The sequence below is a fragment of the Psychrosphaera algicola genome (genome assembly GCF_028401425.1).
Classification (GTDB): domain Bacteria; phylum Pseudomonadota; class Gammaproteobacteria; order Enterobacterales; family Alteromonadaceae; genus Psychrosphaera; species Psychrosphaera algicola.
The window spans coordinates 572,319-595,160 of sequence record NZ_JAQOMS010000002.1 but is presented as its reverse complement, the minus strand read 5'-3'; the positions used below and the strand labels follow the sequence as shown (position 1 = coordinate 595,160).

The following is a 22,842-nucleotide window of genomic DNA, read 5'->3' as shown; positions in this document are numbered from 1 at the left end:
AATTAGGCGTTAGGGTTACAAGGAAAGTATGTGCAAATAATTAGATTCGTAGCATTAGCAATATTTCTGCTTATTCTTTCAGGCTGTAAAGATCAGCCTATTGATATTGTTACTTGTTCTGGAGCGGTTAAACAAGGAAGCGTTTGGGTTTCAATCTCAAGTGACAATCAAGTCAAAATTGGTGACGCTCAATTTTCTAAAAGTTTACTTCGTACTAAGCATCAAATAGTTAAAGAATCTTGTGAATCTGTTACTGTTATCATTCAAGCTGACCAAGCAGTTAAAAATAAAGTGGTATTTGACACAATCCAAGTAATAAAATCATTGGGTTATCAGGTGTCAAAGTAACCCTAACAACACGCCCTGAGGTGGACAGCAAGTATTAATACTCACTTTCCACCGCATATTTCAGAAGGGGTGAGCCCTTACGCTTTAGTGCTTCAAGGTAGGTTGTTTCATCGTATGCCGTCTTTGTTTTCCAACATCTAAACAGTATCCTTATCCACTTAAATGCCAGCGCACGAATGATAGTATTATGTGGCTTTCCTTTGCTTACTTGTTGTTGGTAATAAGCTTTGGCCCAAAACGAATATCGCACTGATTGACCAGCCCATTCTACAAATGTCTGCCTTAAAAAGGTTGTGCATGAGTAGCGCCAATGTATCCATTCTTTTTGCCACTTCGTTCCGTTACAGGAGCAATACCGGCGTATTTTTGTATCTCTTCACATGACTGGTAACGCTCGCGATTTGACCCCATTGCGGCTAATAATCGAGGGGCCATTTGGGGACCAGCTCCTAGCAAGCTATCATAAATAAATCGGTCGCTGTTCTTTTTATAAATCGATTTTATCTCATGGTCGAATCGTTCGATTGATGACATTAATTGCTTGAGTTGCCCAATCAAACATTCAACAAGAAGTTGGTTAGGACTGATTATGGCATTGTCGTTCGTTAATGGTTCAGCTTGCTTAATTTCTATAATACGCTTTTCATTTACCGCTGAGTAACGTGAATTGTGTTGGTTAAAAAAGTCAATTAAGGTTTGCTTTCTAGCCCGTTTAACTTGTGCAAGTGATGGCCAACGTGAAAGAAAATCACAGATTATCATGCTGTCTTTTTCTTTAAACCAATCAAGTACATGCGGGTAATAATTTTTAATGTAGTGGAGAGCCTATTCGTTAAGTCAACTCGGTCCTGCACCAGTGTTCGGCGGTATTCCACCAGTTGAGCTAGTGACCTAATACTTTCGGTGTCGGGAGTGATAACTTTTAATTTACTCATGTGCTGTTGCAATATTTCTAATTGGATAGCTGCATCAGTGGGGTCATCTTTGGCACCGCTATGTGTAAATGCCTTTCGGTATTTTGCGACAGTTGACGGATTGATAGTAAACAAAACGATATGTTTAAATTTACTTAATGCGTAAATTAAAGGCCCCTTTTTTAATTCACAGGCGACCGCAATTTGTTGCCCATTGTACTTCTGCTTTAAAGCATTAGCCCAAGCACTAATCGCCTCGGGTTTAGAGGAAATTACGCTAAAAATGGGTTTGTTGTTTTGGTGATCGAGTTCACAAATGTCGTGCTTACGGTCGGCCCAATCAATAGCGATAAGAGCAGTAAAATCGGAAGGATTAAATACTTTCATTTTTTAACTCCGAAGCGTAAAGTTAACCATGGAATATGGCTGAAATATTGTTTCTCGCAGGTCTTATAGATAGTCGATATAAACGGCAATCCCTGAATATGCGTATTGAAACAAGTGACCTCTGTTGCTCCGAAAGTCTTGTTAAAAGCATCGAGTGTTTGCGCTCAAATATTCGTAAGCAACAGAAGCATATTCCGCTTATTAATGAGCTAGGTAAACAGATTAATTAGTGGAACGGAGCAACTATAAGTCACTCAATGAGGACAAATAACAGTTGGTTTTTGCTCCTTCGTCGCTTATTTTAACCAACTATTATTAGCCTCTTAGTGAGGCGTTATATGCCTAAGGAAGTCGGGTGCTAATATATTTCTTTCCATTATTGATGATACCTGTTTATGCTGGTATTTTTTATATAGTGCTCAAGTGGCTTAAGGTTGATTCGCTTCGAGTTAAAAGATGTTTTATTCTTGCGTCAACTTTAGCTTCTATAGAGCTACTTTGTAATCTTGTGGTTTTCACATTAGATCTGGACGGTATAGCAAATACTATTTTATCTGTTGGTATTTTTGTGTTTGTTATTCGTAAATTACTAATTTTAAAACCGTGGCAAGCAGTTGTAATCCCTATAGGTGTCACAACTAGCGGTTACTTAATATTGTCGGTGTTTTTAATGGTGTTTTTTCAATTTTTCGCACCATCTAGTAGCGGCATATAACAAGCAAATTAACAGGACTAAAAACAGCGGGCTGTTCGCTTCGCTCAATTTTAGCCCTCTATTTTTAGCCCATTATTTGGGCGTTATACGTACAGGGAATATATGCGTAAATTTCTAGTTTCATTGATTGTATTGATATTGTGCATAATTAGTTTTATCGCAGGTACGGCATTCAACTCAATAAATATCGCCAACGATTCATTCCAAAGATTTGATGAATTCATAAAAATGGCTACTGATCCTGAGTTACAAATTCGACGAGATATTGATTTGTATAAACGATCACTAAAGGATACCAATGAAGTTTCAAAAGCATTGAGGTTTTTCATTCTTACTAAGTATGATTGGGACAATCGATGTGTAGGTGAATACTGTGATGAGTTAAATATGAATAGTCCTACATATGAAAGCAACCAAGTTATAATTGAATTTCTTAATAAATACCCTGAAGCTAAATGTAAAGATTTAGCTATAAAGCAAAGAGTTGAATGTAATTTAGAACTTGTGCCATAGTACGTATAACACATATGAACCTTCTTCCGTCAAATAGACAATAGGATCTTTTTAGCTGCTGTTAGGCAGCTAATTGTATTCGTCAATCAGCAAAATAATCTACTTCGCAATGTCATTGTGGCCGTTAAAATTGTTTACGGCAAACACATATAGAGGCTCTCTTATTGTGATCTCATCACTGCCTAACTCCGTCATTCCTTTTGTTGGTTAGGGGCACTACGACTAAATGGATTTAGGAGGTAGAGCGACGCAGGATGCCAAAGCCGAGACATTCATCGGTTAACCTTACGAAGGCGCTATTCAAGTCAGTTGGCTCATAAGTCCAGTTAGTTTCAGGCTCAGCTAAGGTGTAAACAATTTTGCTCATTGTTAATGCGCACCAATGGGGTGTCTAATCAAGACCTAGTAGCTTATACAGCGACTATATTTACCTGCGATATGTTGCTTAAAACAAATAGGCCACAAATAACACGCGATAGTTCTTTCTTATCTAGTTAGGCGTTCAGCTCACCCCATTGTGCGACTTAAGCTTTTAAAAAACGTTCATCATCAAATACCGTTTTATTCTTTAACATGAAATAGACTGCTCGACCAAGCTTGTGTGCTAAAGCCGATAACGCTTTGGCTTTGCTCATGCGTTTTTGCAGTTTGTTTAGGTAGCGTCTAGCTTTGTCATTACCTCGTAAATAGAGCACGGCTGCTTCACTGAATGCCCATTTAAGATGACCGTTTCCAATTTTATTGCCACTTGTGCCGTAGGTTTTCCCAGCGGATTCAGCCTTACATTTCACTAATCGAGAGTAGGAAGCAAAATTTTGTACGGACTCAAAACGGTTGATATCCCCAATCTCATATAAGATAGTCATGGCTAGGATTAAACCAATGCTATAAGCACCGTTCTGAGCTGAGCATAGTAGTCAGGTCGATGTTGCTTTGCTTTATTTTCTAAAAACATTCTAGTTTTTTTAACTCTAGGGCATAACTTTCGAGAATGACTAAATCAAAGGTTACGTTTCGCTGAACCACCTCATCGTCATAGCGGGATTTAAACTCATCCCTGACACATTTATTCTTCATGTTTAACTCAAGAGCAGGGTAGTTGTATTGGCTATTCGTGTTTACAACATGAGCTTTAAGTTGGGCTCCATGCTGAACCAACTTAGTTCGTCGGCGCAGTAAATCGCGAGTCGCTCTCATCTCTCTTGGATAATCATAGGCAAGAGGAAAGTTACCGCCTCTTAACAAACTAGCAATTTTATATGAGTCGATTTTATCGTTTTTGGCTTTACCACCGTGGATAGCCTTCATATATAAAGCATGACCTAGGACAAAATCAATGTTGTGCTCAGCGCATAAATCACTGACCCAATACCAGCAATGCATACACTCAACGGCAACGACCACGTCACCTATATAGGGTTGCAGCAAATTTAATAACGCTCGTTTATCAGCGCCAATCTTCTGGTGAAGAACCTTTTCGCCTTTGTTATTTAATATGCAGACATAAAGAATTCGAGCATGTAGGTCGATTCCGCAGTAAAAATTGTGTAATTTAGTATAAAATTTCATTGAGCTTTCTCCTTTTGGTTTGGTCGCCTTGAAGTTTAGCTAAAAGCTAAACTTCGGGGAGAAGGTTCAATAAGTATCAAGAAAATTAACAAGGACACGTAACAGTTGGCTACGTTTCGCTTCGCTACACAATTTTAGCCAACTATTACTTAGCCTGTTATTTGGGCGTTATAAGCACATAGGATTATGAGTAACTTGAATCGTCATTTGTCCAAAATATGCTGGCCTGATAGCCAAGTTAAGAAATATGAATTTGATTTCGATAAGGATATGTTTATTCTTACTATTGAAGATTATCAAAGGGTGAGTTGGAGCATCAGATTTGATAGCGTAGACTTCAATTTTGTAAATGATCCTGTATATATATCGGATGCAAAGTTTTCTGAACTTAACGGGTTAAATATTGCTGAGTTTAGCGATGATGATGGACTCATTATTAAAATTATATATGGTAACTGTGCAGCAGTGTGCTTATAACAGGGGTTATGTTTTCAAGGAGGTTAAATGCCAGTTCCTGACTCAGTAATTGAAGAAATCACAAGTGCTGCAAAAGAAGCGTGGCCTGAAGACAAGGAAATGCAAACTTACACAGTCAAGGAAGAGCTTGATGCATATAGAAATTTTGTGGCTCTAGATTATTCATGCATTTCTGATGAAGAAAAAGAAACTTTAATCCAAGAGGCCAAGGAAAGTTTCGAAAGCTGGGAAGAACGTTTTTCTTCAATTCAAGACGAACTAGAAGCAATCGTAGAATTGAAAGAGCTTTCAAACGGCAATCAGGGAAACGATTTATATAACCAATGGGTGCTTGAGGCTCAATCAGAGAATGACAACTATTTTCGGGGTCAGCTTGAATATATACAGAACAAGGCCTCAAGTTATGAGGCGATCCAACGGACACGAGCCGAAATCGATCCGCTGAAGAATATTTTGATTGATATCGAGAACATCATAGGTAGCGAGTGTTACAACGGGAATATTCAAAATTACGGGAGTTGGGGCGAATTAGAAAGTGAAGGTCGCTCATTTCGTTACCCTGTCAAATTTTACGATGGTGAAAATGAATACAAACGGAGAACCGTGCCCCGAGACATTCCTGCCGAACAGTTAATCAGTGGATACTACCCATTTGGTGCTAATGAATTAAATATATATAGAGCACTACATAAAGTTCTTAAGTATCTAGAGGCTGAGCATGGTCTTAAACTACCCAAAACATAACAAGCGCATGTTGTCGGACTGGTTTTCCGCTGCGCTCCAAACCAGCCGCAAATGCGGGCGTTATGTTTCTATACTAATCTGTCCATCGCAACTTTATATACTTTTCCTTTGTCACGTTTTCCAACAGAAATGACTGTCACTGTAACCACTGAATCGTTCACTTCATAAACTAACCTATAGCCAGCTTGCCTCAATTTTATTTTGTAAAGTTCATTACCTCCAGACAATTTTGCGCTATCAATGTGTGGATTTTCTAGAATATCTACGAGCTTTTTCTTAAATTGAGCTTGAATAGTTGTCCCTAGTTTTTTCCATTCTTTTAGTGCTGACTTTTTAAATTCTAACTCATAACTCATTTAAGCTAACCTTTATGCTAGCTTCATTTTTACGTTGCTCAGCAATTGCTAATAGCTCTAGATCTTCCATGTGATCCATCATAAACTCATACGTGTCTGCTGGTATGCAGTAAAAGGCAGGTTCATTTCTATTTAAAACAGCAATGGCTTCACCATGTGCGCTTAAAGCAACCTTCATTGGATTAGCTTTTAATTCGCTTATACTTGCAGCAGCTTCAGTTAATATTCTAGTTGTCATACTATCACCAGTACTTTAAAGTGGTCGTTAATTAGGTTTAGTATAAGCGATGAAACATAACAAGTCATTAAAGAAGGACAAATAACAGTTGGCTATTTGTTCGTGCCTCACTTATTTTAGCCAACATATTATTTGCCTCTTAACGAGGCGTTAGCCTTCATACGTAACCCACCAGCGATGCATGGCTTCAAACATTTCATTTAAATCCATTGCTTTTTGCGTAGCAGAGTACTCGACGCGTGGAGGAACTTCCGCGTAAACTTTTCTCGATATTAATCCATCCTCTTCCAGTGCTCTTAACTGGTTTGTAAGCATAGCTTGAGTGATGCCTTCGATCTTCCGGCGTAACTCATTGAATCTGTGAGTTCCATGAAAAATCAAAATTTGCAGCACAATTAATTTCCATTTTCCTCCAATGAGTTTTGCTATCTGAGGCATTGGGCATAGCGTCCCTTCGGCGGATTGCGTTGTATTTTTTCTCGATGTCATAGGTCGACTTATAATGCCAATAGTATTAAAAAACATACTATATACTAAATTATTGCCTACTTATATTTTTATACTGATTTAAGTATATTATTCTCTACAATACAGAAGAGGGCTCAATAGTGAAAAATTACGAACATACAATAACAGTCAAAGTCACCCCGAAGCGTGTTTTTGATGCACTAACAAAAGAGATGTCAAATTGGTGGACTGATATGACATCTACAGTAGATAGAACTGGGGATAAAACAACAGCTAAGTTTGAAGATGGCACTACATGGTCTTTTGAAGTTGTTAAGCTAGAAGCAAATAGACTCGTAGAACTGTTCTGCTATCAAGCAGATCATATTCACCCAGTTACAACTCCGGAAATGAGGAGGGAGTGGGAAAACACGACATTACGGTTCAGCATCATTGGTAAGGGTGAAAATACGGATGTTCATTTTACTCATGTTGGGTTAACTCCAGAAGTAAATTGCTATAGTATTTGTAATTCTGGCTGGGATCACTTTTTTGGGTCAGCATTTAAGGCTTATTTGGAAAAGCAGATTGCTAGAGTAAATAAAGGCTAACAAGCGCTTCTAGTCTGACGCCAAAACTTCCGCGTTTTTGTGTTACTCGCTGCTCTCAAACATTAACACAAAAACACTCCAGTTTCGGCGCAGCAGAAGCGAGCGTTATGTGAACGTTCAACATTGAGCAAGAAAAATGAATAAGAAGGCTGTCAAAGAATTTACCCAGTACCATAAAGATGGTTCGATTTGGGCTAAAGGACAGGTGATAGGTAATACTCCAGTTGGGTATTGGGAGTGGTTTCGCAAGGACGGCACCAAAATGAGATCTGGAACTTATCGAGACGGTATCCAGGTTGGAGAATGGACTACATACGATAAATCCGGTGCAATCTATAAAGTCACAGATATGAAAGATGGAAAAAGAATGCACAGAAAGCTACAGTTGAAGTCAGGCAATGACCACGCTACCGCAATCACATAACAAGGCCAAGCACCTCGACGTATTTTTCGTTCCGCCTGCGGCTCCACAAAAAATACGCGCGTGTTGGCGGCGTTATATTTTCAGGAAAGTTTCGAGTATGCGTTTAGCTTTTATACTGTATTTCTTTTGCTTTTTCTCTCATGCAACAACTTGTATGATTTCAGAAAAACAAATGAGCGATTGGAAGATAGAATACTCAAATCTTTTTGATGTGAATAAAAAGCTAGACCAAGGCTCATACAGAATCATTGTTACGATTCCAAAAGAAATCAAAGATGAAAAATTTGATAATGTGGCTATTTTTAAAGGTAGCCTAGAAAATCCAAATTTCTTTGCTACTTTAAAACCTTTTGAAGACGAAGGTGTTACCAAGGTTTGGTTTACTGCTCAATCGAGTGTAAATGAGATTTATTATTTAAACTTTGGCTATGGCGAGAGTTGCGGAATTTCAGTAACTTTAACAATTTCAGTGGATTGAGAATATAACAAGCTGTTAAATAAGGACAATGCTCTTCACCCGTTTTAGTGGACACCTCCTCATCACTTTGAGGAGGCTAAAATGCCTAAATATACCCAACCTAGAAAGACATGGTTTTACCCCGTTAATTTCAAAATCAAAGCAGTCGAACTAAGCTTACGAGACGATGTGATGTCAAAGGACGTTGCAGAGGCGCTAGATATTCATCCGTTAATGCTTAGTCGTTGGCGAAAAGAATATCGAGAAGGTAAGTTTAAAAAGACGCCGCGCTATCAAGGCAACGACGAAATAATGAGTAAACTCCCAACAAAAAAGAATTGGATAATATCCAAAAGCTCAAGAAAGAAAACGAGCGTCTTAGGCAGGAGAACGACCTGCTAAAAAAGTGGCAACGGTATCTGGCGGAAGTACATCAGAACGATTTGGATTCATCCAAAAGTTCGGACAAACCTTAGGCGTCAAATACCTATGCTCATGGCTTAACGTCTCACGCAGTGGTTATTATGCTTGGATAAATCGACCTGTATCAGCTCGAGATATTTCGGATGCGGATTTATTGTTGAAGATTGAACATACTTTTAATGCGAGCCATGAAACCTATGGTAGTCCCAGAGTATTTCAGGCGCTTAAAAAACAAGGTGTTAAAACCAGTGAAAAACGTGTTGCGCGCTTAATGCGTGAAAACGGGTTAAGAGCAAGAGCGTTAAAGACTTACAGCAAACCTGCGAAAGTTAAATTCTTCTACAAAGAAATAGAAAATAAACGTAAAGATATTGAAAAGCCAACGGCAATTAATCAACAGTGGTCAGGTGATGTGACTTACTTAAAAGTCGGTGCTCGTTGGCACTATCTTGCTGTGGTCATCGACTTGTATTCACGTCGAATAATAGGTTGGGCGTTTGGTAAAAACAAGACAACTGAGCTTACGCTAAAGGCGCTCAGACTAGCAATAAAGAAACGACAGCCAACAGACAGTGTGTTATTTCACACTGACCGAGGCGCAGAATACCGCGCCCACGTCGTACAAAAGTATTTAGTAAATCATAACATCAAAGCCAGTATGAATAGGCCTGGATGCTGTACCGACAATGCTGAAGTCGAGTCCTTCTTTCATTCATTAAAAGCAGACTTAATTCGAGGGAATACGTTTGATAGCAGCAATAAATTACATTCAAAATTAAAGGGTTACCTAAATTACTTTTACAATAGACAGAGATTGCATTCGAGTTTAGGATATAAATCACCTGCCGAGTTTGAATTGGCAGTAAATTAAAACGTGGACGGTGTCCACTTTATCGGGTGAAGATCACAAATGACAGTTGGTTTTTGCTCCTGCGTCGCTTATTTTAAGTAACTATTTTTTGCCTCTTTTTTGAGGCGTTATTTGCCTTTAGGGGATTAAAATGTTAAAGATAATTTCTTGGATATTACTAGCCAGTTCATTTGTTGCATACTCAAGTGATGAGGTTCTTTCCATCGATAGAATTGTGCCTAACAGCTTTGGCTTGGCTTTCCCTAATGAGTCAAATACTCAGCCAGAGCAAAGTGATTTTCAAGTTAATAATTTTGTACTAATGAGTAATGAAGTCGGTGAACGTTGGGCTGTGGTAACTTTGACAAACTTAGCTTCAGGAAGTCGGAGTTTAACCAATAAGCACCTCATGGCATTAGTAGCAAATGGTCAACGCATAATTCCCATTGAGTTTTCTCAAAATTTCAAAGCAGACGAAACACTTTCCTTAACTATCAATTTTGGAGAGAGTAAATTTCCTTTGTTGTCTGTCTATTCAAGACCTACCATTTAACAAGCGCATGAAGGAAGAGGACACATAACCGTTGGTTTTTGTTCCTTTGTCGCTTACTTTAACCAACTATAAATTGACCGAAAGTTGGGCGTTAGTGGCTCAAATCTCTTTTTGGAAACTAATGTTTTATGCTTCAAATTAAGATGAAACATATCATTGATAAGTCAGGGATTATGAATAGTCGTCCATTAATGTCATCTTGCTGTACTCCTATCTTTGGTTGGAAAAATAAGCTATTTACTTTTTCTTAAATTGTTTCGTCCGTTATTGTTAAGCGATGACGTTTCACAATGGGCTTCTGGCGGAATAATGACGCATTGGGTTTCGCGCAAACTTTGCATCGATTACAGACCCATTTGATAATTATGGTGAATGGGATGTTCTTACGAATGGCTAACGTATTGACTCAAAACTCAAGCCTTGGTGTCCAATATTGCTTTTATCGCAACGCTAGCCGCAATAGATGTTTTAACATTCATTAGCTCAATGGCATTTATTAATCACTGAAAACAGCACAGTCACGGCCGTTTTCTTTCGCTTGGTAGAGGGCCTTGTCGGCACTGTTAAGCCAAGAATCGGCTGTCGTTCCTAAAACCCAAGGTGCTACGCCAAATGAAACTGTTATTTCTTTTCCATCGGGGGTTTTTAACTCATTTTTTATTGCTGTTCTAAGATTATCAATAAAGCGATGTTGGTGATTGTCCATTCCAGAGATCAACAACACAAATTCCTCCCCACCAAAACGGTAAAGCCGATCGTACTTACGAATATGTGCTTTGGTTATGCTAACAAAGTCTTTTAGCACTTGGTCACCAGCAGCATGCCCGTGTTTGTCGTTTACTTTTTTAAAGTAATCTACGTCTAAAATAGCTAATAATTGACTACTGCCGTTACGTTCTGAACTGGATAACGCGGCGTCTAAATCTGTCGTTAGTGCCCGGCGATTGAAAGCGCCGGTTAAGGGGTCAATTGTGTTGAGTTCTTCTAATAACTTGAATTGCTTTAGGCTGTGATTAGAGTATACAAACGCGCTTATCGTTAACATTAATATAGTGACGATATATGATTCGAGCGAGATAACAGTAAATATATCTGATAGAGCCACCAATGAAGCCCCTGCGACAATATTTGCACCAAAAGCTTCGATAGGTTTGAGTAGAATAAAAGTGCTGGCAAAGACAGGGTACACCCAAAAAAACTATCCATACCATTTGCGAGCACGATAACAACGACTCCAGTATTAATAAATATCGCGATTACAGCGCTTAAAATCCGAATTTTTTGGAATAATAGGCAAAAGCAACAAAAACAATCATGCCGACTATTAGAGACATATCAATTATCGCTGCGGTATAATTGCCAGCCATATAGCGCACGATAACAAATGGAAAAACACCCAAGATTGCTACTGTGGCTAATAGCAATAAAAGTGACAACTGGTATTTTTCCTGTAACTGATTGATCATAACGCACTCGCAATAAAATTGAATAATTACTAAGGCAGGTAATCTCACAAATAGAAAAATTTTAGATCATCTGATAGCCACTTTTAGTACCAGTAAATAGCTCTAAATTTATAACTTATGTATCTAATTTTTAAATATGTTTTAAACGTTGTCTATTGTATTGCGCTTTCACCGTAATCAATATTTCTTAATTACTTGGTTTTAAACCAAAAAGCAATAATACAGTGCAAGTTGGCCCATGTAAACTGAACGCAAAGCCTGATTGCTAACATTAATACTCTACATTAAAATGGTTTTTATTAGGCTAATAAGCTGTCCAAATCGTCCAAATATAGAACATATATTTAGCTACCTAATACAGCTAAAAATAATCATTTACTTAAGTAAATACGTCAACATAATTGTTATAACATTTACATACATTCAACTTGGTAAGTTATCCGCGAGCGACTGGTCATGTTGCATGAAGGTTAAATCGTTTACAAAATACTACGAGCGCTAGTTAAAGGGTTTAAGCTTTATATTCCATCTAAAGTGGTGGTATAAAACGCATTTACTTTTTAAAACCTTAAGCATAATGAGGTTTTTCACTTTTGAAATAACTACTAATTTTAGCCATTGTAGACTGGTGTAAGTATGTAACGTAGTAGGGGAAATACACATTGATTATTGACTTAGATGAAATTATAAACGCCGTTGAATTTGTTTCAGCTTCACATGTGTTTGATAATGAAGCGTATATTAATCGTAAAAGTGGTGACATTATTTACATTGGGGATCTGATCGACGAACCTGCTCCTAGTGATCTAAATGAAGCAGGTAAATACCTTCAAATTCCGACAAAACGTGCTTTAGATTTAGGTAAACGGCTCGCACTGGAATTTACTGCTTTAAACATGCCTGATAAATCCGGCTATATTTTATCTGTTTTTAGCAGAAGTGGTGCTTATGAACGTTTCAAAACGCTGTTGGATAACAGAGGCCAAACTGATAATTGGTATGCCTATGAAAACAATAAAATTAAGGTAGCCGTAATCGACTGGTGTAAAGCCAATTCAATTAACTACACTTAAGCGCAAAATATTAGGTTCCCGATATCACTTTGCCTAAGTGTGCTAAATAGGCAAAAACAAGGTGAATTTTCTTGTTACAATAACCACCGAATCTAAAAATCCGATAGCAGAGTATACGTGAAAATTCCTAAACGCCTTGAACTCCTCGCCGATGATGGTGTAATTGACGAAGTAATTAGTCGCTTGATGAGTGGCAAAGAAGCCGATATTTTTGTTGTTCGATGTGGCGATAAAACTCGCTGTGCAAAAGTCTATAAAGATGCCGTTAAACGCAGTTTTAAAAATGCCGCTCAGTATCAAGAAGGGCGTAAAGTCCGAAGTGGCCGTCAATCGCGTGCAATGGGAAAACGTTCAAGCTATGGCCGTCAGCAACAAGAAGAAATTTGGCAAAATGCCGAAATAGACGCTCTATCACGTTTAGCCGATGCTGAGGTGCGCGTACCAGAAACATTTGGTTGTGTCGATGGTGTGTTAATCATGGAGCTGGTTTCTGATAAAGACGGAGATGTCGCGCCACGTCTTGGTGATGTTTCGATGTCTGAGGAAAAGGCGCTCAAAGATCATGCGCAGATGATGCATTATATTAAGCTGATGCTTTGTGCGGGCATTGTCCATGGTGACTTATCGGAATTTAATGTTTTAGTTGACGACGTTGGCCCTGTAATAATTGATCTACCTCAGGCGGTGAATGCGGCGGCAAACAATAGCGCTGAAAAAATGTTTATTCGTGACGTTAACAATATGCGTCGTTATTACGGTGAATTTGCACCACAGTTGTTAGAAACGCAATACGCTAAAGAAATGTGGGCCTTATTTAAAGAAGGTAAATTAACTCCAAATTCAACACTTACAGGTGAATTTGAGGATGATAATACCATTGCCGATGTAGAAGGGATTTTGGTGGAAATAAACGCTGCGATGGAAGAAGAACTTGAACGGCAAGAACGGATAAATGGCCCTGATGACGAATTCTAATTTTCGTAGTTCAGGTTGTTAATTACCTTTATCAAAGGCTAAACGGTGACAGGCCAACAACGAGTTTGGCCTTATTCCAATCGTTACCGATCAGTTATCTCCTTATTTGTAAATAAAAGAAATTTTGTATGTCGAAAATATTTATTATTGGCTTGCCGCGAACCGGAACAACCAGTATTAGTGTCGCGTTATTAGAAATGGGTTTAACTGTGGCACATACTGCTTTTACTAAAAAGCATTTGAAGTTGCTGACGCTATATCTGATGCTCCGTGTTTTAGCGACTATAAACATTTGGACCAATTGTTTCCCAATTCTAAATTTATTTATTTAACCAGAGAACTCGATTCTTGGTTGCCTTCTATAACGATGTTGTTAGGGAAAATGGCGCCTCACTTAGTTCCAAAGTTTGGTAAATTTCATCCAATTTTAAAACGTAGCTTTCACCATACTTTTTCCGTAAATCTACCGCTGTCACAGGCTGAATTGACAGACTGCTACATTCGCCATCAACGAGGTGTGTTGGCTTATTTTAAAGACCGCGAAGACTTTTTATCAATTGATGTTAGTCATTCCGATAGTTTACAAAGAATGAGTGAGTTTTTGGAACTGCCAATGACCGATAGTACAACCTTTCCAAAGTTAAATGTGGGTCGTAACGTCGCGAGTTGGAGAGAATACAAACATAAAAGTAAAGTAAATTCTAATCTTGCCGGAGTGGAGCATAGAAAATATTTTGACTATGTTTTAGACGGCCCAAAATAGTGCTAGAACCGGGTAAAGTTAGATAATTATCGAGTTGTTTTACACTGTTTTTTATACCGGTTTGGTATAGTTTTGCAAATCAATAAATGAAATGTAAATAGCCATCCCAAATTGATTGTTAAAGACTTAAACTACTGATAACTTATGTAATTAGGATTACAACTTTTAGGAGTTCTTATGTATAAAACGATTGTATGTGCGATAGAAGCCAGTGACGAAGGTGAAAATGTGCTTGCAAAAGCCCACCAATTTGCACAGTTATGTAACGCAAAACTATATGTCACTAATGTGATTTCGTATTCTTTATTGCCTAAGGACTATCAAAAAGAATTTAAGGAAAAAACCTTACCTACAATTAATGCCATGACTGATAAATTGGGTATTTCTCAGAAGAATGTATCAGTTAAGTTTGGTAAGCCTTATGAGCAGATATGCACTTTGGCTGAGAAGAAAAATGCCGACCTAATAATACTAGGTACCCATTCTAAAAAGGGCTTACATGCTCTGATAGGTTCAACCGCGAATGGTGTGGCAAATTACGCTAAATGTGATGTTTCACTCATCAAGATCTAATATCTGAGATTGCGGTCAATTGTCAGGCGAAACTGTCGTATTTATTGCCAGTTTCGCTATTATTTTCATGCTTAGTTTCCGTTAAAATGTATTCAATTTATCGGTTGTTTTTGCCACATTACTAAGCACGCCAATTTCTTGAAACCTGATCCTGCCCTCATCGTCTAATGCAGTTATCAAATTGGAATGATTAACCTCATTGTCGTCCATGTCTTGAAATTTAATATTAAGAACCATGGCCAATGTCCTTACGTCTTCAGGCGTTCCTGTAAGTAAACTCCATTTATCTAAGTTCAGTTTTCTAGATTGAGCAAATTCTCGCAGGACTTCCGGAGTATCAGTAGTAGGCGTCAATGAGACTAAAATGAAACCCACATTTTGTTTTTCGTCTTCTGTTAAATTGCTTTCAATAGCTTGCATCGTTGAAACAATAGTAGGGCAGGTGTGCAAGCAATGGGTGTAAATAAGGCTCACCAACTGCTTTTTGCCATTAAAACTGCCCAACGTAAGCGTTTTTCCGTCTTGATTTAGCCAGTTGTTTTTTAGCTGATAAATGGAGTCTTGTGGAACTGCGTATGACTTCATACTTAGCAGTAACATGAACCCAATAATCTTACTTACCGTTAGAATATTAAATTTAATCATTAGTTTGATCCTGTGTTGTAGCGTATGTTGTCGCGTATGTTTTAGCGCACCGAAAACCTAAGTTTGGTAAGGTGAATTTGGCCTGTAAACTTGACCTAAAGCCAAATCGCATAAATGCGGCATAATCACTTGGGTCAGCCGCCCCTGTGCGCCAGCAGCACAAAATAATTTTTGATTGATATTACTGTCGCTGCGGGATTCGCCGCTGACCAAGGCAGAGTTAAAATCCTCAGTCCATTCCCATATCAATCCATGTAAGTCTTTTACCCCCAATAGTTTGCCGATGTTAAGCCAACTTCTGGTAAAAACTTGCTATTCGGGCGGCTATACCATTCTAAAATACGAGCATGATAATCCTTTTCTAAACTGCCATTTTCCTGAGTTTCGCTAGCACTTGCGACTCGTTCCCATTCAGCAACCGTAGGTAACCGTTTGTTTTGAGCCTTGCAATAGGCCTGTGCGGCAAACCAAGATACATTTGTCACAGGACTATTCATTTGATCTGCAGAAGGAAGCGTTACTAACTTGTTTTCATCATTAAATTCGCTAGTTTTTTGATCTGCTATTGGTTGCCAATGTTGAAGATATTGGGGTTCTGCAAATATTTGCGGTATTGAATTTGGTTGCCACCTTGGATTAGTCAATACAAAGGTTAGATATTGTTGGTTGGTCACCGGGGTTACATCAATGCTAAAGGCGTCTACTTTTGTTTGTGGGCTGGTTTTACTCATGTAAAGCGGCCTATAGTTTCCTTTTGGCAGAGCCACCATATTTGACGGCTCTGTCAATGTTGCGGACATCAGCAACAACATCGTAATCATGTTATTTACGCCTTTTTGCCACTTCGTTTGCGGTCACTTGGCCACCTAGGTTATCCCAACTATTAAGGACAAAAGTGATCACATTAGCTATATCTTGATCATTAAGGCTCATTGCTGGCATAACACTATTATAGGTTACATCATTGACCTTAACCGGACCTGAAAGGCCATGAATAATTGCATCTACACCTAACATAGGGTTGGCAATTAGGTAGTCAGACTTTGCTAACGGTGGAAATGCAGAAGGGATCCCTTGACCGTTTGATTGATGACAAGCCATGCAGTTGGCCTCGTATACACGTTGGCCGAAGCGAATTTGTTCAGCTTTGGTTTTTGCCGTAACAGCCATATGATTATTTTCAAGTGATTGAATTGCTGAGCCTTCTGGTAAATATACACTGTCGGCTTGTTTGCCTGAAAATATTGCCTCTGCTTCAGCTCCTTCGACTTTGAGCATGGCCAATGCACCTTTGTTGAACGCTCTAAAAATAGAATGATCGACTAAAATAAAGGTTCCTAGTACTTCGACTTTAAATTCGACAATGGCAGCGCCGCCCGCTGGAATTAATGTAGTCTGCACGTTATGATTTTTGAGATCTCCACCTTCAACATAGACAGTATCAAATATTTCTCCGATAACGTGGAACGACGATACTAAGTTGGGGCCACCGTTACCAACATAGAGTCGAACGGTTTCACCAACTTTCGCGGTCAATGCATTTTCATTTGTTGTACTGCCAACAGAGCCATTAAATACAACATAGTCTGCGTCCTCGTCGATGGCTTTTGCCATATCAAAAGGTTGTAAACCGGCCTCACCAAACTCTCCTTTGGTATAAAAATCGCCTTGAACAACATAATATTCTCTATCTACAGGTGGTAGGCCTTCTTCAGGTTCGACCAAAATGAGTCCATACATACCGTTTGCAATATGCATCCCAACCGGTGCTGTGGCACAGTGATAGATATACAAACCCGGATTTAGAGCCTTAAAGCTAAATGTCGATGTGTGTCCTGGGCGGTAAATGATGACTCGGCGCCGCCACTATAGGTCCGGTTACCGCATGTAAATCGATATTATGTGGCATTTTAGAACTCGGGTGATTCGACAAATGAAATTCGATCTCATCGCCTTCACGGACCCGAATAAAACTACTTCGAACCGTGTCACCAAAGGACCAAAAAACATAGTCAACGCCATCGGCGAGAGCGCCTATTTGCTCTTTGGTTTCGAGTTTAATAACCACTTTAGCACTGTGATCGCGGTTGAGTGGAGGTGGCACCATTGGCGGGGCAGTCAGTATTGCCTTTTCTGTTTTTAAGTTATTGGCCTGTGCATTACCTGATATAACTCCAATGACGAACAACAACCCAATTATGTGTGTAATTTGTCGAACTCTCATGCCATTAACCTTTTGTTAACTGAATTAAAATCTATGGGGTGAGTATTGGCTATTGATGGAATGTTGGCTTGATTTAGATCAACTAAATTGACGATTAATTGCTACTGTAAATTATTGAATTTTTCAAGGTGATTACATGACGTGGTCAGTGAGTAAAACTACTAATATGGGTCATTAAATTAAGGAAGGTGAATAAATAAATGATAGAGGTGTGTTAATTATTATTCGAATAATTAACAGTAAATTAAACTCTGCGTCATTTGGGGTAATGGTATTGTAACCATATACCCCAAGGTTAATATGACGACTTATCTCGCGATATTTAAACTACAATCCATTGTGGTATTGAACATTTGTAGACTCAGGAACCATAGCGTTAAGCGTTTGGTTAATTTGGGTACTGGCGTCTTTATTTACCGCAGAAGTTAATTCTAGGTATTGTTCAAATTGAGCAATAAGTTCCGCTTTGTCGGGGCTTTGTTTATCACCGGCACCAATATTAGTTAAATCAATCATAAAGTCGTCGAACAAGTCACTCAGATCGTCGATGACTTCAGTGTTCAAAAATTGATCTTTGTTATAAATACTTGGATAGCCAGCTTTTTGTTTATCTATTGCAAATGAATCGCCCTTTAGATTTGTGATGCTCGTGGATTTATCACACGACAACATACAGCCATTATCAATTCGCGGCTTTTCACAACCGACACTTTGTTGAAAGAAACACTGCCTGCTCGCCATCAATAAAATTGGATGATAAATACTGTACAACAACTTAAACCCTTTGGGTCTGGAAAGGCTTTTTAACTGTGGTCGATTTATTTCATTAGAAATGAACGCACCGCTGCAATTAAACTCTTCTTGCATCGCGAGTAAGGCATAGGTGTTTGTCGTGTTTAAAAATGGCCCTGCAATCCACTTAATACCTAACTCATAAGCTCGATGTGCTATTCCTGTATTGTTGGTTACAATAAGTTTAGGTTTGACTTGTTCTAAAATATTTAATGCAACGTCAAAATCCTTACCAATAAGAACCGGTGGAAACCAAGGGATCAGTCGAGGGTTATCCTGTAAAAAGCCGACATATTTGGTGCAACCACGTTTATAAGCGTCGGGCAATTTAAAGTAAATGTCGGCGTCGGTAATGTCTGCTAAGCCAACATCTGCTTCATCACAAATTAGTAGTGATAAATTTGCACGAGAATTTGGTTTATTTGGTGATGATTTAGGATGATCTTCGAGTTTAGGCAAAATAACTTCTGGCAGTACTTTAAGGCCGTTATTTAATAAGTAGCGAACTTCATTTTTTAATAACGTCAAAATACTAAAAGGAATGCTTACGTTATTTGCTAAGCCGCTTGTTTCGATTGCGACCAAGGTTAAATGCAGCGCTGTCTAAATTTTTGAAACGTTTGTCGATTGCAGCTTGATCGAGCGGCGCTTTACCTGACAATTTTAACAACTCTGTTGACTCAACAGTAAAGGTATTTATGATAGGTTTACTACTAAGCGATAATATTTCTTCTGTGGTCACTGTTATCGTCAATGCTGTACCCACATCGCCACTAAACGCCAGCGTTAGAGACGGTTTGTCTATGGTAAGGTGTCTTATTTTGTCAAATACTGAGGCAGTGATTTGGTCTTTTTCTTGGCTTAGGTTTTGTTCGACATCATGAATTTGCACGACCGATATTGCATTACTTGCTTCTATCGCATGGTTTTTCGAATTATCCCGTGGGTTTTCGATAAACATAGATTGGTTTAAATCGCCGCGTAAAAATGCGTTAGAAAAATCGCGGTTAAATACTTTGTATAACCGTTCACCGTTTTCGGTTAATTCTCCGGTTTTAACAAAACCATCAATTTGTTTTCTAAAACTATCAATAACAGTATGTACGTAGCTTGCACCTTTTATACGACCTTCAACTTTAAAAGAATGAACACCTGCTTCGATAAGGGCCGGTAAGTCGAAAAACGCAGAATTATCTTTTATATTTAAAGGGAAGTTATTGCCCGATGGCGTTGTTTCGTATTCTTCGCGGCAGGCCTGACTGCATCTTCCGCGGTTACCTGAATTGCCTACACTTGCAGACGTTGAATAACATAATCCTGAAAACGCAACACAGAGCGAGCCATGTACAAAAACTTCCGTGAGTACATTATGTCTGTGGCCGGTTTCGGCCATTGCGGTTATTTCTTTTAAATTAAGTTCTCGGGATAAGTTTACACGAGACGCTCCGAGTTTTTTAAGGAAAGGAATTTGCCCAACATTGTGTGTGGTCATCTGTGTTGAAGCATGTATATCAAGGGTTGGAAAGTATTTTTTGAGTACGTAAAACAAACCGATATCTTGTACGATAACGCCATCTAGTGTGGTATTAGCAAGTTTGCTCAGTAATTTAGCGATTGACTTAAACTCGCGCTCTAAAATAACTATGTTTAAGGTTAAGAAAATTTCGCATTGGTAATGATGAGCTAAACGAATTACACCAACAAGTTCGTCGAATGAGATGTTAGAGGCGCGGTTACGGGCATTAAATGTGTCTAGGCCACAATACACTGCGTCAGCACCCGCTATTATTGCCGCTTTTATCGCGTCAATATCACCACCTGTAGGCTAATAATTCTATTTTAGGATTCATTTATTCAACTTCTTGTTAATTACGTAAACTAAATACTGATTGAAATTTTTGCGACGGCAATTTTACCTGTATAATACGCCACTTAATACCGCTAAAATGGGTAATTTCCTAATGCGCTGTATATTAATAAGGCTTTTTATTTTAAATGCGGTTAAATCCAAGGCAATACCAAGTTAATGACGTTACCTATTTTATATTCTTTACGAAATTGTCCTTTTGCAATGCGAGCTCGATTAGCAATTTTTAGAACGAAACAAGCCGTTGAATTACGTGACATAGTATTAAGTAACAAACCAACTGAAATGCTATTGGCGTCGCCAAAAGCAACGGTGCCCGTATTGGTTGTCACCCCTAATAAGGTCATTGATGAAAGTTTAGAGGTCATGCTTTGGGTATTAAACCAAAGCGATCCGAGTAATCTGTTACGAACTCAATTTAACGATAAAAACAAGCCGGTTGAATCGAGTGTATCGAGTGTTCTGAGCAAAGAATTAGAGGATATATTGGCGCTGGTCCACGTCTTTGATACCGAGTTTAAAACTTGTTTGGAACAATATAAATGCGCGAAGCGTTATCACGAAGATGATTTACAGCAAAAACGCGAAGCCTGTGAAATGTATATTAAAGCGTTAGAACAACGTCTAAGTTCACATGCGTATTTAATTGATGATGACGAAAGTTTGGCCGACATTGCGCTTTTACCGTTTATTCGGCAGTTTGCCAGAGTCGAACGTAAGTGGTATCTGCAGTCATCTTATCCAAATGTTAAACGTTGGCTTAACCGTTATTTGCAAAGCGCTATGTTTACCAAAGTGATGGCAAAATACCCTTTGTGGCAAGCGGGTCAACCAATAGTTAAATTTGGCGACATATAAACTGTATTTGTGCGTATTGACGGAGTTTGTGCTTTAGTCATAATTCGATAGTACAATAGTCATCAAAAGCATTAACATTATTGTGAATAAACATAGTGGTGAATAAAGATAGTGGTGCATAAACAAAAAGTAACCCTATGAAAATTTGCCTCAAATTACGTCAGTTAACAGAATATTGGCCTTTACTGCCGTTGTAGAATAATCGAATTGGTCGCGAATGAAGCGGTCTTCAGTTCAAACATTTATGGATTTTTTAATGATTTCACGAAAACATCACAAATTAGTTTTTTCATTTTTTATGGCATTTTTAATGTCTTGCATAATGTCGTTTATCATCTCTGTATTTAATGTTGGATTTGTGTCAAATATCGTTTCAATTTGGCTACAGGCTTGGAGCTTTGCCTTTATTGTCGCGTTCCCAACCATTTTAGTGGTGTCGCCTTTAGTTCATAAACTTGTTTCTGTTGTTTTAGTCGACGAAAACTAACAACCTTTTGTCAGTTAGATAATCTTTGGGTTTATGGCTGAAAAGAATGATTAGCTAGGAGAAGTAATGCCACACTTTGTCATTGACTGTTCAAAAAATGTTTTGGCGCAACATGATGAAAAGTCTGTAATTAGCGGCGTTCACAAAGTCGCGTTTTCAACAGGGTTGTTCGACGAAGGCGATATTAAAGTTCGTGTTAACGCATTTGATACTTTTTTAGTCGGTGCGCAAACAAGCGATTTTATTCATGTATTTGCGCATATTATGGAAGGGCGGAATATCGATCAAAAAGCCATGTTGTCACATGAAATTGTAAAACATCTCGTGAGCCTTTTTCCAAGTGTTAATAATATTGCGATGAATATATATGACTTTGAAAAAGCAACGTATTGTAACCGAGCAATGCTTATCGCGACGTAAATATTGCGACTGAATTAGTAGTTGGAATGACCTGAATTAAAGTGGAAAACATGCAATCTAGAATGCAAATGACAAAAGAAGATCTGAGAAAAAGTAAACCAAGTCGGGAAGAGTATTTGTCGCAACCTAAAACACCGTTAATACTGGTTTTAGACAATGTTACAAATAGCTATAACATTGGTTCGTTTATCCGCTTAGCAGATGCCTTTGCAATAGAAAAAATCATCATTTGCGGTGAGTTAACTATCTCTGACAAAAAATTTAAGAAAGCATCTAGAAACGAAGCAAAATGGGTTTGCATTGAATACAGTAACGATACGATATCGACCTTAAATGTCCTCAAAGAGCAGGGCAATACCATTTATAGTGTAGAACTTTGTCAGGAGTCTGTTGATTATAGCGAGGTGGACTATGCGTCTCCTTGCGTTTTAGTGTTTGGTAATGAACGAAAAGGTGTTAGCGAAGCGGCATTGCAGATAAGCGACCAGCATATCCATATTCCTATGTTTGGTATGGGAAATTCGTTGAACGTTTCAACGGCCGGTGCAATAGTTTTGGCGAAAGTTGCGAATCATCTACGTAAAGCTTAATTTCACAAAGCCAAAAAACCAACGACTGTGTTCAGTGTTGAATATTTTTAGATTGTTTTATCAACAAAGCAGTTAAAAGGTAA

General features: G+C 38.5%; 25 protein-coding genes and 6 pseudogenes. 17 read left to right on the top strand and 14 right to left on the bottom strand.

The window, feature by feature from the left end; genetic code table 11:
- The first annotated feature begins 30 nt into the window (after window positions 1-30).
- Window positions 31-348, top strand: coding sequence for a hypothetical protein (locus tag PN838_RS03175; protein WP_272179746.1), 318 nt, complete (start codon window positions 31-33; stop codon window positions 346-348).
- A gap of 34 nt (window positions 349-382) precedes the next feature.
- Here the strand turns inward: PN838_RS03175 and PN838_RS03170 are convergent.
- Window positions 383-1,649 (bottom strand): annotated as a pseudogene (locus PN838_RS03170) (IS110 family RNA-guided transposase).
- Window positions 1,650-2,466: 817 nt separating this feature from the next.
- Here PN838_RS03170 and PN838_RS03165 point away from each other — a divergent pair.
- Window positions 2,467-2,877, top strand: coding sequence for a hypothetical protein (locus PN838_RS03165; RefSeq protein ID WP_272179745.1), 411 nt, complete (start codon window positions 2,467-2,469; stop codon window positions 2,875-2,877).
- A gap of 524 nt (window positions 2,878-3,401) precedes the next feature.
- On the opposite strand, the pseudogene PN838_RS03160 reads toward PN838_RS03165, so the two are convergent.
- Window positions 3,402-4,446, bottom strand: a pseudogene (locus PN838_RS03160) (IS110 family RNA-guided transposase).
- Window positions 4,447-4,716: 270 nt separating this feature from the next.
- Between PN838_RS03160 and PN838_RS03155 the strand changes: the two are divergent.
- Together PN838_RS03155 and PN838_RS03150 are read left to right on the top strand one after the other, a co-directional pair.
- Window positions 4,717-4,923, top strand: coding sequence for a hypothetical protein (locus tag PN838_RS03155; protein ID WP_215961867.1), 207 nt, complete (start codon window positions 4,717-4,719; stop codon window positions 4,921-4,923).
- 27 nt (window positions 4,924-4,950) lie between these two features.
- Window positions 4,951-5,667, top strand: coding sequence for a hypothetical protein (locus tag PN838_RS03150; RefSeq protein ID WP_272179744.1), 717 nt, complete (start codon window positions 4,951-4,953; stop codon window positions 5,665-5,667).
- 68 nt (window positions 5,668-5,735) lie between these two features.
- Here the strand turns inward: PN838_RS03150 and PN838_RS03145 are convergent, their stop codons facing one another.
- The 3 genes from PN838_RS03145 to PN838_RS03135 all read right to left on the bottom strand — a co-directional run bounded on the left by PN838_RS03145 (window position 5,736) and on the right by PN838_RS03135 (window position 6,699).
- Window positions 5,736-6,023, bottom strand: coding sequence for a type II toxin-antitoxin system RelE family toxin (locus PN838_RS03145; RefSeq protein WP_272179743.1), 288 nt, complete (start codon window positions 6,021-6,023; stop codon window positions 5,736-5,738).
- Complete coding sequence (locus PN838_RS03140) at window positions 6,013-6,261, bottom strand: type II toxin-antitoxin system Phd/YefM family antitoxin (protein ID WP_101343117.1); 249 nt, start codon at window positions 6,259-6,261, stop codon at window positions 6,013-6,015. The genes PN838_RS03145 and PN838_RS03140 overlap by 11 nt, the downstream gene beginning before the upstream one ends.
- A gap of 150 nt (window positions 6,262-6,411) precedes the next feature.
- A complete protein-coding gene (locus PN838_RS03135; RefSeq protein WP_233402556.1) occupies window positions 6,412-6,699 on the bottom strand; it encodes a winged helix-turn-helix transcriptional regulator in 288 nt (95 codons plus the stop codon).
- 170 nt (window positions 6,700-6,869) lie between these two features.
- Here PN838_RS03135 and PN838_RS03130 point away from each other — a divergent pair, with 170 nt between their 5' ends.
- The 5 genes and pseudogenes from PN838_RS03130 (at window position 6,870) to PN838_RS03110 (ending at window position 10,026) form a co-directional block, all read left to right on the top strand.
- Window positions 6,870-7,319: an SRPBCC family protein gene (locus PN838_RS03130; protein WP_272179742.1), complete on the top strand. Its 450-nt coding sequence runs from the start codon at window positions 6,870-6,872 to the stop codon at window positions 7,317-7,319.
- A gap of 136 nt (window positions 7,320-7,455) precedes the next feature.
- Entirely contained in the window at window positions 7,456-7,743 is a 288-nt protein-coding gene (locus PN838_RS03125; protein WP_272179741.1) for a toxin-antitoxin system YwqK family antitoxin, read from the top strand.
- Window positions 7,744-7,897: 154 nt separating this feature from the next.
- A complete protein-coding gene (locus tag PN838_RS03120) occupies window positions 7,898-8,221 on the top strand; it encodes a hypothetical protein (protein ID WP_272179740.1) in 324 nt (107 codons plus the stop codon).
- A gap of 81 nt (window positions 8,222-8,302) precedes the next feature.
- Window positions 8,303-9,494, top strand: a pseudogene (locus tag PN838_RS03115) (IS3 family transposase).
- A 130-nt stretch (window positions 9,495-9,624) separates the two neighbouring features.
- Entirely contained in the window at window positions 9,625-10,026 is a 402-nt protein-coding gene (locus PN838_RS03110; protein WP_272179739.1) for a hypothetical protein, read from the top strand.
- Between the two features lie 496 nt (window positions 10,027-10,522).
- Here PN838_RS03110 and PN838_RS03105 read toward each other — a convergent pair whose 3' ends face one another.
- Both PN838_RS03105 and PN838_RS03100 read right to left on the bottom strand, forming a co-directional pair.
- On the bottom strand, window positions 10,523-11,215 hold the full coding sequence (locus PN838_RS03105) for a GGDEF domain-containing protein (protein ID WP_272179738.1): 693 nt from the start codon (window positions 11,213-11,215) through the stop codon (window positions 10,523-10,525).
- Between the two features lie 76 nt (window positions 11,216-11,291).
- The gene (locus tag PN838_RS03100) at window positions 11,292-11,492 is read right to left on the bottom strand and encodes a hypothetical protein (RefSeq protein WP_272179737.1); all 201 of its coding nucleotides are present in this window, start codon (window positions 11,490-11,492) and stop codon (window positions 11,292-11,294) included.
- Window positions 11,493-12,154: 662 nt separating this feature from the next.
- Here PN838_RS03100 and PN838_RS03095 point away from each other — a divergent pair.
- From PN838_RS03095 to PN838_RS03080, 4 genes and pseudogenes are all read left to right on the top strand, one after another.
- A complete protein-coding gene (locus PN838_RS03095; RefSeq protein ID WP_272179736.1) occupies window positions 12,155-12,565 on the top strand; it encodes a UPF0158 family protein in 411 nt (136 codons plus the stop codon).
- 117 nt (window positions 12,566-12,682) lie between these two features.
- Window positions 12,683-13,540, top strand: coding sequence for a PA4780 family RIO1-like protein kinase (locus PN838_RS03090; RefSeq protein WP_215961859.1), 858 nt, complete (start codon window positions 12,683-12,685; stop codon window positions 13,538-13,540).
- A gap of 128 nt (window positions 13,541-13,668) precedes the next feature.
- Window positions 13,669-14,303 (top strand): annotated as a pseudogene (locus tag PN838_RS03085) (sulfotransferase family protein).
- Between the two features lie 177 nt (window positions 14,304-14,480).
- Window positions 14,481-14,876: a universal stress protein gene (locus tag PN838_RS03080; protein WP_215961857.1), complete on the top strand. Its 396-nt coding sequence runs from the start codon at window positions 14,481-14,483 to the stop codon at window positions 14,874-14,876.
- A gap of 81 nt (window positions 14,877-14,957) precedes the next feature.
- Here the strand turns inward: PN838_RS03080 and PN838_RS03075 are convergent, their stop codons facing one another.
- From PN838_RS03075 to PN838_RS03045, 7 genes and pseudogenes are all read right to left on the bottom strand, one after another.
- Complete coding sequence (locus PN838_RS03075) at window positions 14,958-15,521, bottom strand: SCO family protein (RefSeq protein ID WP_272179735.1); 564 nt, start codon at window positions 15,519-15,521, stop codon at window positions 14,958-14,960.
- 57 nt (window positions 15,522-15,578) lie between these two features.
- The gene (locus tag PN838_RS03070; protein ID WP_272179734.1) at window positions 15,579-15,794 is read right to left on the bottom strand and encodes a hypothetical protein; all 216 of its coding nucleotides are present in this window, start codon (window positions 15,792-15,794) and stop codon (window positions 15,579-15,581) included.
- The gene (locus PN838_RS03065; RefSeq protein ID WP_272179733.1) at window positions 15,785-16,342 is read right to left on the bottom strand and encodes a formylglycine-generating enzyme family protein; all 558 of its coding nucleotides are present in this window, start codon (window positions 16,340-16,342) and stop codon (window positions 15,785-15,787) included. The genes PN838_RS03070 and PN838_RS03065 overlap by 10 nt, the downstream gene beginning before the upstream one ends.
- Before the next feature lies 1 nt (window position 16,343).
- On the bottom strand, window positions 16,344-17,279 hold the full coding sequence (locus tag PN838_RS03060) for a c-type cytochrome (protein WP_272179732.1): 936 nt from the start codon (window positions 17,277-17,279) through the stop codon (window positions 16,344-16,346).
- 12 nt (window positions 17,280-17,291) lie between these two features.
- Window positions 17,292-17,369 (bottom strand): annotated as a pseudogene (locus PN838_RS03055) (hypothetical protein); the annotation flags it as partial.
- Entirely contained in the window at window positions 17,338-17,745 is a 408-nt protein-coding gene (locus tag PN838_RS03050) for a cupredoxin domain-containing protein (protein WP_272179731.1), read from the bottom strand. The pseudogene PN838_RS03055 and the gene PN838_RS03050, both read right to left, overlap by 32 nt.
- A gap of 327 nt (window positions 17,746-18,072) precedes the next feature.
- Window positions 18,073-20,387: pseudogene (locus PN838_RS03045) on the bottom strand (peptidase U32 family protein).
- 176 nt (window positions 20,388-20,563) lie between these two features.
- Here PN838_RS03045 and PN838_RS03040 point away from each other — a divergent pair.
- From PN838_RS03040 to PN838_RS03025, 4 genes are all read left to right on the top strand, one after another.
- On the top strand, window positions 20,564-21,262 hold the full coding sequence (locus PN838_RS03040; RefSeq protein ID WP_272179730.1) for a glutathione S-transferase: 699 nt from the start codon (window positions 20,564-20,566) through the stop codon (window positions 21,260-21,262).
- Window positions 21,263-21,479: 217 nt separating this feature from the next.
- Entirely contained in the window at window positions 21,480-21,749 is a 270-nt protein-coding gene (locus PN838_RS03035; protein ID WP_502592179.1) for a DUF2798 domain-containing protein, read from the top strand.
- Window positions 21,750-21,815: 66 nt separating this feature from the next.
- Window positions 21,816-22,169: a 5-carboxymethyl-2-hydroxymuconate Delta-isomerase gene (locus PN838_RS03030; protein ID WP_272179729.1), complete on the top strand. Its 354-nt coding sequence runs from the start codon at window positions 21,816-21,818 to the stop codon at window positions 22,167-22,169.
- 50 nt (window positions 22,170-22,219) lie between these two features.
- Window positions 22,220-22,759, top strand: a complete 540-nt coding sequence (locus PN838_RS03025; RefSeq protein WP_215961849.1) for a TrmH family RNA methyltransferase — start codon at window positions 22,220-22,222, stop codon at window positions 22,757-22,759.
- Window positions 22,760-22,842 lie beyond the last annotated feature (83 nt).